At 75.4% G+C, this 9,718-nt stretch carries 9 protein-coding genes and 1 pseudogene; 4 read left to right on the forward strand and 6 right to left on the reverse strand.

Features of this window, described 5'->3' with window-relative positions; all coding sequences use genetic code 11:
• Positions 1-20: 20 nt before the first annotated feature.
• The 4 genes from IPM45_14515 to IPM45_14530 all read right to left on the reverse strand — a co-directional run bounded on the left by IPM45_14515 (position 21) and on the right by IPM45_14530 (position 3,589).
• Positions 21-293, reverse strand: coding sequence for a DUF429 domain-containing protein (locus IPM45_14515; GenBank protein MBK9180750.1), 273 nt, complete (start codon positions 291-293; stop codon positions 21-23).
• Between the two features lie 75 nt (positions 294-368).
• Positions 369-596, reverse strand: a complete 228-nt coding sequence (locus IPM45_14520) for a hypothetical protein (GenBank protein ID MBK9180751.1) — start codon at positions 594-596, stop codon at positions 369-371.
• A gap of 171 nt (positions 597-767) precedes the next feature.
• Positions 768-2,624: a cell wall-binding repeat-containing protein gene (locus IPM45_14525; GenBank protein ID MBK9180752.1), complete on the reverse strand. Its 1,857-nt coding sequence runs from the start codon at positions 2,622-2,624 to the stop codon at positions 768-770.
• A 524-nt stretch (positions 2,625-3,148) separates the two neighbouring features.
• The gene (locus tag IPM45_14530; GenBank protein MBK9180753.1) at positions 3,149-3,589 is read right to left on the reverse strand and encodes a DUF4214 domain-containing protein; all 441 of its coding nucleotides are present in this window, start codon (positions 3,587-3,589) and stop codon (positions 3,149-3,151) included.
• A 515-nt stretch (positions 3,590-4,104) separates the two neighbouring features.
• Between IPM45_14530 and IPM45_14535 the strand changes: the two genes are divergently transcribed.
• The 4 genes and pseudogenes from IPM45_14535 (at position 4,105) to IPM45_14550 (ending at position 8,156) form a co-directional block, all read left to right on the forward strand.
• Positions 4,105-4,257, forward strand: a complete 153-nt coding sequence (locus tag IPM45_14535; protein MBK9180754.1) for a hypothetical protein — start codon at positions 4,105-4,107, stop codon at positions 4,255-4,257.
• A gap of 1,521 nt (positions 4,258-5,778) precedes the next feature.
• A pseudogene (locus IPM45_14540) lies at positions 5,779-6,225 on the forward strand (DUF222 domain-containing protein).
• A gap of 7 nt (positions 6,226-6,232) precedes the next feature.
• The gene (locus IPM45_14545; protein ID MBK9180755.1) at positions 6,233-6,817 is read left to right on the forward strand and encodes a DUF222 domain-containing protein; all 585 of its coding nucleotides are present in this window, start codon (positions 6,233-6,235) and stop codon (positions 6,815-6,817) included.
• A 1,000-nt stretch (positions 6,818-7,817) separates the two neighbouring features.
• Positions 7,818-8,156 (forward strand): hypothetical protein, encoded by a 339-nt coding sequence (locus IPM45_14550; protein MBK9180756.1) that lies wholly within the window; start codon positions 7,818-7,820, stop codon positions 8,154-8,156.
• 170 nt (positions 8,157-8,326) lie between these two features.
• Here IPM45_14550 and IPM45_14555 read toward each other — a convergent pair whose 3' ends face one another.
• Positions 8,327-9,523, reverse strand: coding sequence for an SH3 domain-containing protein (locus IPM45_14555; protein MBK9180757.1), 1,197 nt, complete (start codon positions 9,521-9,523; stop codon positions 8,327-8,329).
• A complete protein-coding gene (locus IPM45_14560; GenBank protein MBK9180758.1) occupies positions 9,520-9,699 on the reverse strand; it encodes a hypothetical protein in 180 nt (59 codons plus the stop codon). The genes IPM45_14555 and IPM45_14560 overlap by 4 nt, the downstream gene beginning before the upstream one ends.
• Positions 9,700-9,718 lie beyond the last annotated feature (19 nt).

The following is a 9,718-nucleotide window of genomic DNA, read 5'->3' on the forward strand; positions in this document are numbered from 1 at the left end:
GTGGATCCAGCCCTCGGCCTTCACCACGTCGAGGTCGATCGGCACGCCTGCTGCGGCTGCCCCGTCACCCGGTCGGGGCGGGAGGCGAGCCGCGCCACGAGGGCGCATGTGAGGGCGTCGATGCCGTCGGAGCTGGCCATGAGGGTGGTGCGCCAGCGGCCGAGGTTGAGCGGGAGGCCCTCGGCCGCCATGGCGTCCAGCAGGTCCTCGCGGATCTGCACGTTCTGTGGGCTCCGGTAGCCGTCGGTGGGGATGCCCCAGAGGCGCAGCGCGGCGACGGGGTAGGCCTCCACGATCCTGGTGTCGAAGCCGACCCGGTCGACCCGCCCGACTGTCCGTCGTCTGGCGGAGGTAGACGTAGGCCTCGGTCACGCGCCGGTTGATCGGGTCCCACGGGGCCTCCGCGAGAGCCAGTCGGGGCGACCGGCCACCGGGTCACCGATCAGCTCGTCAGCGAGCCAGACGCACACCGCCGTGCTGAACGCCAGCGGGAACCCGAAGGGCGCGTCGATGGCGGCCCACCCGCAGCGGTCGACCACGCGGCGGATCCGTTGGACCAGCTGGTGGTCGGAGGGAGCACCGACCTCCACCGACACGACCCCGGGGTCCGTCCGCGCACCACTCGATCTCGCAGACGCCCGTCGTTCCGCTCTTCGTGGCGAGGTCGATGCCGGTGGTCCTCGTGGTGTGCGTCCCCCCTGACCGGTCGGGCCGGCGACCAGGCCGTGGGCTCGGAGAAGCCCACCATCGGCCTCGGCGGGGTCGGATCAGGTGATGGCCACCTGGATGGCCTGGATCACGCTGGCGGCCACGGCGGTGGGGCCGCCGTAGACGAAGGCGACGTCGATGGGCACCTTCTTGCCCACCAGGTAGGCGTCGGTGGGGGCGGGCAGCGCCGTGGTCTGGGTGAGCAGGATGGGGCCGTTGGCGCGGATGGCGATGTGGGCGCCGCCGGTGAGGGCGTCGGGGAAGTCGAGGCCGGTGGCCACGCCCACGGCGCTGGGGTTGGAGAACCACCTGGTGGCCACGGCGGCGGCGGTGGCGTAGCGGTCGGCGCCGACGATGGCCTCGGACGAGGGGGAGGCGGCAGCGGCCGGCCCGCCGACGGCGTAGGTGGTCTTGCCGGCGATGTAGGCGCCGGTGGCCGGCGGGATGGTGTCGCCGTCGGTGAGCAGCACGGCGCCGCCGATCTTGGCGGCCGCGGCCCCGCCGGAGAGGGCGTCGGGGAAGTCGGTGCCGGTGGCCAGGATCACGTTGGTGGGGTTGCCGAGGGCGTTGGCGATGGCGACGGCGGTGTCGTAGCGGGTGGGCCCGGCGAGGCGGCTGACGACGTAGCCGAGGCCCTGGAGCTGGCCGTCGACGGAGGCGCTGACGGCGGCGGGGCCGCCGAGCACGTAGACACTGCCGCCGGCGGGCAGCACCCGCTGGAGCTCGGCGAGGGTGTCGGGGCTGAGGGAGCTGGCCTTGACGGCCCGGTCGGCCTGGACGGTGGAGAGCAGGACCGGCCCGTCGAGGACCTTGGCCAGGGGCGTGCCGGCCAGGGCGTCGGGGAAGTCGAGGCCCGTGGCGATGACGACGGCGCCGGCCGAGCCGCTGGCGGGGAAGGCGTCACGCGACACCAGGATGGCCGTGGCGGCCCGGTCGGTGCCGCCGATCTGGGCCACCTGGCCCGCGGTGAGGGGCAGCGGGATGGGCACGGGCGGCGACGGCGGCCGTGGAGGGGGCGTGGGCAGGTTGATCGGCGGCACGATCGGGGCCGGCGGCAGGCTGCAGGTGCCGGTGGTGATGGTGAGCGACCAGTCGTTGAGGGAGCCGCCGTCGCCGGGGAGGTCGTCGGAGATGGTGATGGTCCAGGTGCCGTTCGGGTCTTCGCCGATGAACGCGGCCATCGCCTCTTCGGGCACCAGCGGTGAGGCGAGCGTCAGGTTCACGTAGGCGTGGTCGGTGACGAGGCCGTCGTTGGTGGTGTAGGGCACCTGGCCGCCGGGGTTGGCGCTGTCGTCCCACAGGGTGCCGTTGAACACGTCGTCGTTGCCGGCGCCGTTGTCGGTGGTGAGGGTCACCACCGTGCCGGCCGGCGACTGGACGGTGATGTCGAGGTCGGCCGCGAACGTGTGCTGGATCGAGGTCTGCAGGTTCACGTCGACGACCGACGTGCCCGCCCCGGAGACCGCGGTCGTCGAGGTGACGACCGCCGGACCGGTGGGGATGGCGACGGGGGTCGTGTTGGTGGCCGTCGTGGTCGCGGCCGTCGGGCCCGCGGGCAGCGTGGCCAGGGTGAGCGACCAGCTGTCGAGGGAGCCGCCGTCGCCGGCCAGGTCGTCGGAGATGGTGATGGTCCAGGTGCCGTTCGGGTCTTCGCCGATGAACGCGCCCAGGGCTTCCTCGGGCACCAGCGGTGAGGCGAGCGTCAGGTTCACGTAGGCGTGGTCGGTGACGAGGCCGTCGTTGGTGGTGTAGGGCACCTGGCCGCCGGGGTTGGCGCTGTCGTCCCACACGGTGCCGTTGAACACGTTGTCGTTGCCGGCGCCGTTGTCGGTGGTGAGGGTCACCACCGTGCCGGCCGGCGACTGGACGGTGATGTCGAGGTCGGCCGCGAACGTGTGCTGGATGAAGGTGGTCACATCCAGGTCCCAGAGAGGTACGGATCAGCGCCCGAGACGAGGATCGTCGAGGTGACGACCCCGGCCCGGTGGGGATGCCGACGGGGTCGTGTTCGAGAGCGTCGTCAGCGTCGGCGAGCAACCGACAGGCGCCGGGGTGCAGCCAGCGCCGGCTGCACGCCGCCCGGCACCGCCCGCGATCGCCGACACGATCAGGAGGATCGGCCCGAAACGCCTGGCTCTCATGGGAGGACTCCTCCGGGGCGTCGACGCGGGATGGATCGAGCTGGCGACCTGAGGCGAAGCCCGACGAACCCGAGACGCTAGCGCGCCCGTGGCGGCTCGTGGGGTCTGCCGACACGACCCGCGCTGCGATCCGTGCACCATTCGATCTCGCAGACGCCCGTCCTGCCGTGCTCCGTGGCGAGGTGGATGCCGATGGGCCTCGCGGTGTGCGTCCTGACGGGTCGGGCCGGCGAGCGCCGTGGGTCTACGGGCAGCCGCCGGTGATGGTGACGAACTCGGGGACTCGGAGAAGCCCACCATCATCTGGCCGCGGGTGAGCGAGCGCGACTCGACCAGGGCGCCCAGTGGGCGTAGCCGCCGGGGTCGGGCTCGCGGCCGAGCACGTTGCGGTAGACGAGCTTCACGAAGTCGCCGCTGCTGAGCTGGCCGTAGGTGGACTGGAACTCGGCCGACTGGGCGAACAGCTCGGAGACGGCGCCGAGAGGCGTGCCCTGCTGGAGCGTGGCGAACCAGTAGGCGAGGCCGTCGGCGTCGGGCTGGCGCAGGAAGTAGGCCCGGTACAGCCGGGCCAGCGGCCCGGCGCCCGGGGCCGGGCAGGCTGCTGACGGCGAAGCCGGCGTCGGCGTGGGTTGGGGTGCGGGTGCGGGGGCGGGTGCAGGCGCGGGTGGCGGCGTGGGCTGGGCCAGGCCGCCGGCGAGGCTCTCGATCCAGGGGCGCACGGCGCCGACACGGGTGAACACGTCGGGGGCGGTGGCGCAGGCGCGCGGCCGCGGCTGATGACGCCCACCTGCAGCCAGCCGCTGGCGGTCATCACGGCGAGAGGCCCGCCGGAGTCGCCCCGGCACACGCCGACGCCCACGTAGCCGCCGCACAGGTCGCTGGCCGCGGCGTACTCCGCTCCCCAGATTCGTGCGCAGTCGGCGTGGGAGAGGAGCGACGAGGGCGCCTCGCGCAGCACGAGGTCGACCCTGCCCGACGTGGAGGTCAGGCCGTAGCCGGCGACCCAGGCGTCGGCGCCGGGACCGTGGAGGGCGGCGTCGGCGTCGCTGGCCAGGGCCATGGTGGGGCCGGGGAGGGGATCCCACAGCTCGAGCAGGCCGGCGTCCCACGAGACGCCGGCGTAGCCGGGGTGGGCGTGGACGAACCGCACCCACGCCCGGCCGCCCGCGGCCGGCTCGACGCTGATGCGCTCCACCTCGCCGCCGGGGACGCAGTGGCCGGCGGTGAGCACCAGGTCGGCGCGACGAGCGTGCCCGTGCACAGGCCGACGATCGTGTCCCACCGGTCGTACTGCAGCAGCAGCGCCACCGCGCCCCACCGCGCCGACGACGCCGGCGAGCCGCCGACGATCTTCGGGGTGGCGGCGTCGCCCGAGGGGGGACCGGGCTGGCCGGCCCAGACCGGCTGATCGGCGGGCGCCGCGGCCTGCGCTGCGGCATGCCCGGTGCCGGACAGCCCGGCCACGCCGAGCACGAGCACGACCGCCATCACCGTCGCCGTGCCGGTCCGCCACCTCGTGCGCGCCATGGTGCACCTCCGCCGTCCGTCGCTGTCGAGCCCGTACCGCCGCTGCCGTGACGGGCCCGACCTCAGCCATCGGCACGTGCAACGGCCCGCGGCAGGGCCGAACGGCCCGAATCGCCGGCGCCTCGCCTGCGGGTGGTCAGGGGCTCGTCGGTCGGCTGCGGAGGACGTGGCCGGGGGTGGCGCCGGTGGGCAGGCCGCGGTCGCGGGTGATCACCATGGCGATCGCTCGGGCGGCCGGCGTCGCCGAGGCCGGCGTCTTCTCGGGTTCCGCGGCGGAGCGCTTCCGGGCGGCGAGAACGGTGACGCTCAGCTCGGTCTCCGGGTCGCCGAGCAGGAGCGCGAGGAGCTCCGCCTGCTGCTGGGAGCGCAGGATCGGCAGCAGCGGCGGCGGCGGCGGGCTCGTGGACGGCCTGCTGCAGGGGCATGGGCCGCCGGTCGCGACCCCAGGTGGCCCACAGGTAGGGCCGCTCGGCGCACGAGCCGTCTGCTCTGCTCCCGCCGTCTCGCAGCGCACGTGACCCGAGCCACCGGGAACCTGCTCGGGATCGGCCGTTCGCCCGGCGCTCGTGCCCGGGTCGACGTGTGTCCGAGGATCACGCGGGCGGCACAGCGACGGTGTAGCCGAGCCGGCGGAGCTCCTCCGCCACCTCGATCGGGTGCCTGCGTGCCGTCGCCCTCGCCTGTCGACTTTCCCACTCCTGCAGGGAGCTCCCCACAGTCTGCTGCCATGTCTCCGTCGCCCAGTCGTTGAAGAGCCGCTCGCGGTCGAGGAACAGCCAGCAGCTCCTCGACCGTGGGGCGGAAGCGCCGGCCGCCGACGGGGAAGTGGACCTCGACTGGTTCTCGGCACAGGATCGGGGCGTCGTAGCCCGCCTTCCGCCCGGGGCAGCCGGTTGCGGCTCCGCGAACCCAGGCACGCTGCGACATGGGCTGGATCGGGGGTGGGGCGGGTCACGAGCACGGCCGGGGCGGGTCACGAGCACGGCCGGGGCGGGTCTCGAGCGCGGCGATGGCGTCGGGAGGGCGTCCCTGGCGGCGCCGCCGAGCACGAGCACGTCGATGTCGCCCACGGGACCGTGGACCGGTTCACCCCACCTCGTCTGGCCGCTGACCGGCACGACGCCGTGCCCGCGGAATAATCGAACATACGTTCGATCACGTGTGGTAGGCTGGCGGGCATGAAGGTGGACGTGGCGCCCGAGCGGGACGAACTGCCCGAGCGCGACGTGGCGCCCGAGGCGGACGTGGCGCCCGAGCGGGACGTGGGGGTGTTGGGGGCGCTGCGCCAGGCCATCGGGCGGTGCGCGGCCATGGATCCCGACGGGGCCCCGGCCGCGGTGCGCCACGAGATGGCGGTGGCCCTGCTGGTGGAGCGGGCCCGGCTGGACGCGCTGGCGGCCCGGTGGGCGGCGGCGTGGGATGCCAGCGGGTCGTGGGCCGACGACGGGTCTCGCAGCTCGGGGCCCGGCTGGGTCGGGGAGGGCCAACGTGGCCGGGCGCACGGCCAAGGCCCAGGTGCGCCGGGGCCGGCATCCTGCGCGACCTGCCGTTGGTGGGCGCCGCGTTCGAGGCGGGGGAGATCGGCGCCGACCATGTGGACGTGTTCGTGCGGTTGCACACCCCTGAGCACGAGGAGGCCTTGGCCCGCGACGAGGCGGTGCTGGTGGGTCAGGCCCGGTCGCTGCGGTTCGCGCAGTTCGAGCAGGCGGTGGCCTACTGGCTGTTGCGGGTGGACGCCGACGGTGAGACCGAGCGGGCCCGACGCGAGCGCGACGGGCGCTTCGTGAGCCTGGTGCGCACGTTCGGGGGGAGCTTCGATCTGCGGGGCCGGCTGGACGCGGTGTGGGGGCACCGCGGTGCAGGGCGAGCTCCAGCGTCTGGAGGACCTGCTGTACGACGACGACGTGGCCGAGGCCCGCGCCCGGTTGGGCTGCGACCACGTGGGGTCGGCCGAGCTGGCCCGCACCCCGGCCCAGCGGCGGGCCGATGCTCTGGTGCGCATGGCCGAGCGGTCCCGCGCCGCGCCGGCCGGTGGCCGCCGGCCGGAGCCGCTGATCACCGTGGTGGTCGGCCTGGAGGACTTCGCCGGCGGGTTGTGCCGGCTGGACGACGGCACGGTGCTCGGCCGGGGCCAGTGGCTGCCCCTGTTGGAGCGGGCCGACATCGAGTCGATCGTGTTCGACTCGGCCCGGCGGGCCCTGTCGGTGAGCGTCCGCGAGCGGTTCTTCACCGGGCGGCTGCGCCGTGATCCAGGTGCGCGACGGCCACTGCCGGCACCCGTCGGGCTGCGACGTGCCCGCCGGCCGCTGCCAGGTCGACCACATCGTGCCCTGGGAGGCCGGCGGGCCCACCGCAGGACAACGGTCGGCTGCTGTGCGGCCCCGCACAACCGGGCCCGCACCGCACGCCCCAGATCGCGGCCCCCACCCCGAGCCGCCTGACGGCGGAGCGGGCGGGTCGTCGAGACGGCCTGGCGAGAGGACCGGGAGGCCTGCGACGCGCCCGCTAGGCGCTGCACGTACCGTTCGAGCGCGTCGAGCGCGTCGGCGGGCGTCCACACATCGATCCGAACCCGCTGGCCTCTTCCTGCAGCATCGCTGTCGTGATCCCCGGATCGCCTGGCGCGGGTGCCGGTGGTCGGGGGTTCGCCGGTCGGCCGCGGATGACCGTGCCGGTGGGGCAGGCCCGCTCGCTGCCGTTCGGCCAGTCAGGATGGCCACGGCCCTGTCGTCGTGACGGTCCACCCACGGCGCCGCGATCCCGTCTCGGGACCTCCGCGGAGCCGACGTTCCGGCTTGCTGGGCGACAGCGAAGGTGTCGCCGCGACGCCCGGGCGTGGCGATGGTCCGACCCCCACGTTCCCGCTGCCGGCGTCGAAGCTGGCCCGAGACCGGAGCGCAGCACTCTGAGCGACCTTCGAGCAAGCGTCGTCGAGATCGTTCGGGCGAAGGGGCTCCTTCGTCTCCCCGAGCCTGTCCAGCTCGCGTCCGGCCAGATGAGCAGGGAGTTCATCGACGGCAAGCGTGCGCTGGCGGCCGGCGAGGACCTCGAGCTGGCCTGCCGGGCGATCCTCGAGGCGACCGCCGACATCTCGTTCGAGGCGGTCAGGGCTGACGATGGGGGCCGATCAGTTCGCCCACGTCGGCCGTCCTGGCCAGCAAGCAGTGGTTCGTGGTGCGCAAGGAGCCCAGGGCCGCGGAACGACAAGCTCGTCGAGGGTGCGGCGATGGTGCCGGGCATGCGGGTGCTGCTCGTCGACGACGTCGGACCACGGGGGCTCCATCCATGGGCCTACGACGCCATCGTCGCCGAGGGCGCGGAGGTGGTCGGCGCGGTGACGCTGGTGGACCGCGGAGATGGCGTCGCGGTTCTTCGAGGCCAAGGGGATCCCGTACGTCCCACTGGTGACCTACCGGGATCTCGGGATCGAGCCTGTCGGTGGTGAGCTCCTCCGAGCTTGAGCGCCTCGCCCGCGGCGGCCTGCAGGCCGTTCCGGGCGACCGGCTGGCCGACTTGGCGGTGTGGTGTCGCGACCGCGGCGAGCTGACCGGTGACGCCCGGTTCTCCTCGTGGAGACACGCCAGGTCGATCGACGCGTGGCGCCAGGAGCACGAGGAGATGGGAGGCGTCCCTGCGGCAGTGCTCGACGAGATCGACCGAGAGGTGCGCAACCTCCTGCCGGCGATCATCGAGCTGGAGTCGCCGGCGGACGCAGCCAGCCTGGCCCGGGTGCTGCGCGAGCGGGTGCAGGGCCAGCTCTTGGGGCCTCACGACTGGTGAACCGAGGCTCCGGCCTGCGCCCCGCCTGCGGGTGATCAGGGGCGTGGCGGGACATGGCGCCCAGGTGCACGGCCAGGGGCTGTGCACGTCGGGTTCTGCGTCCGGGGTGGCCCGGTTCGCGGGCTGTTCGGGACGCAGAACGGCGGGGGGCGCCGGAGATGGCGGCGGGGTCAGGGTGAGGTGGGCGGCAGGGCCGTGAGCTGGCGGCCGTCGACCCAGCCCCGCCAGCCGTTCTCGGCCTCGACCTGAGCCCAGGCCCCGTTCCACTGGAGCACCCGGACGGGTTGCCCGGGCGGCAGGTTGGCGTCGGCGGGCCGGTTGGGGTCGGCGACCAGCCTGGCCTCCAGCGCGTTGGGGCCGACCACGGCGGTGGGGAGCCACACCGGCGGGCCGGTCGGCGGCGGCGGCTGCACCGGCACCGGTGCGGGTGCGGCTGCGGGTACGGGTGCGGGCGGGGCGGCCAGGAAGGCGGCGATCGCCCCGGTGACCGCGACCGCCCCGGCCAGGGCGACGTCGGCGAGCGGCCCGCCCGGCGCGTCCTGCCAGCGCAGCACCAGCGTCCGCGCTCCCGAGCCGAGCAGGCCGAGCACCAGGGCACTGGGGGGCGCCGTCCAGCGCAGGCGGGCCGCCAGCCGCAGGCCGCCCAGTGCGCCCCACGCCCGGCGGGCCGGGCCGGCGGCGGGGGCGCCGTCGGCCAGCCATCCGCCACGGTGCAGCTCGTCGAGCCCGGCCGCCAGGGCCGCCGGGTCGGTGACCAGCCCGCCCGGCACCAGGGGCGAGCCCGCGGTGACCGCCCAGCGGGTGTCGGCCGCCTGGCGCCCGGCCGCCACCTGCTGGTCGAGCAGCTCCGGGGTCAGGCGGGGTGGGCCGGCATCGACGTCGCGGGCGAGCTGCTGGCGCAGCCGGGCCGCGGTGAGGGCGTCGGCGCCGGCCAGCAGGGCGGTGACGCCGGCCACGGTCAGCCGGCCCAGCGGCTCGGCCGGGGCGTCGCCCTCCACCCCGACCCGGCCCGCCAACCCGGCCGCGACGTCGTCGCGGCTCGCGGCGCCGGCCAGCTCGAAGGCGGCGGCCGTCCCACCCCCGACGCCCACGCGGCCCTGGGCGTCGACGGCCACCGTGAGCGATGACCAGGCCCGCCGGCCCGACCGGTTGGCCACGACCTCCACGGTGCGCGCCGGGTCGGCCAGGGCGCGCAGGGCGCCGTCGAGCACGCCGTCGACCTGCAGGCCGGCCCGGGCCAGCACCGCCGCCGGCTGCGGGGGTGCCGGGGCCGCCGGCAGGGGCGCACCCGGCCGGCCGGGCAGGGCGAGGACCGCCCGCAGGGCACCCAGCTCGTCGGCGCCCAGCCGCACCCACGCCAGCGTCACCGCACCTCCTCCAGCAGCCGCCCGTCCACCCAGGCGGTCCACCCCTGCTCCGTCTCCACCTCGGCCCAGGCGCCCCGCGTGCTGCGGACCCGCAGCGGGACGCCGGCGGCCAGCACCCAGGTGACCGGCGCCGACGGGTCGGCCGCGGCGCGGCAGTCGAGGCTGGGGGCCGGCACGCGATGCGTGGGCCGCCAG

Source organism: Acidimicrobiales bacterium (assembly GCA_016716005.1).
In the GTDB taxonomy this organism is placed as follows: Bacteria; Actinomycetota; Acidimicrobiia; order Acidimicrobiales; family JADJXE01; genus JADJXE01.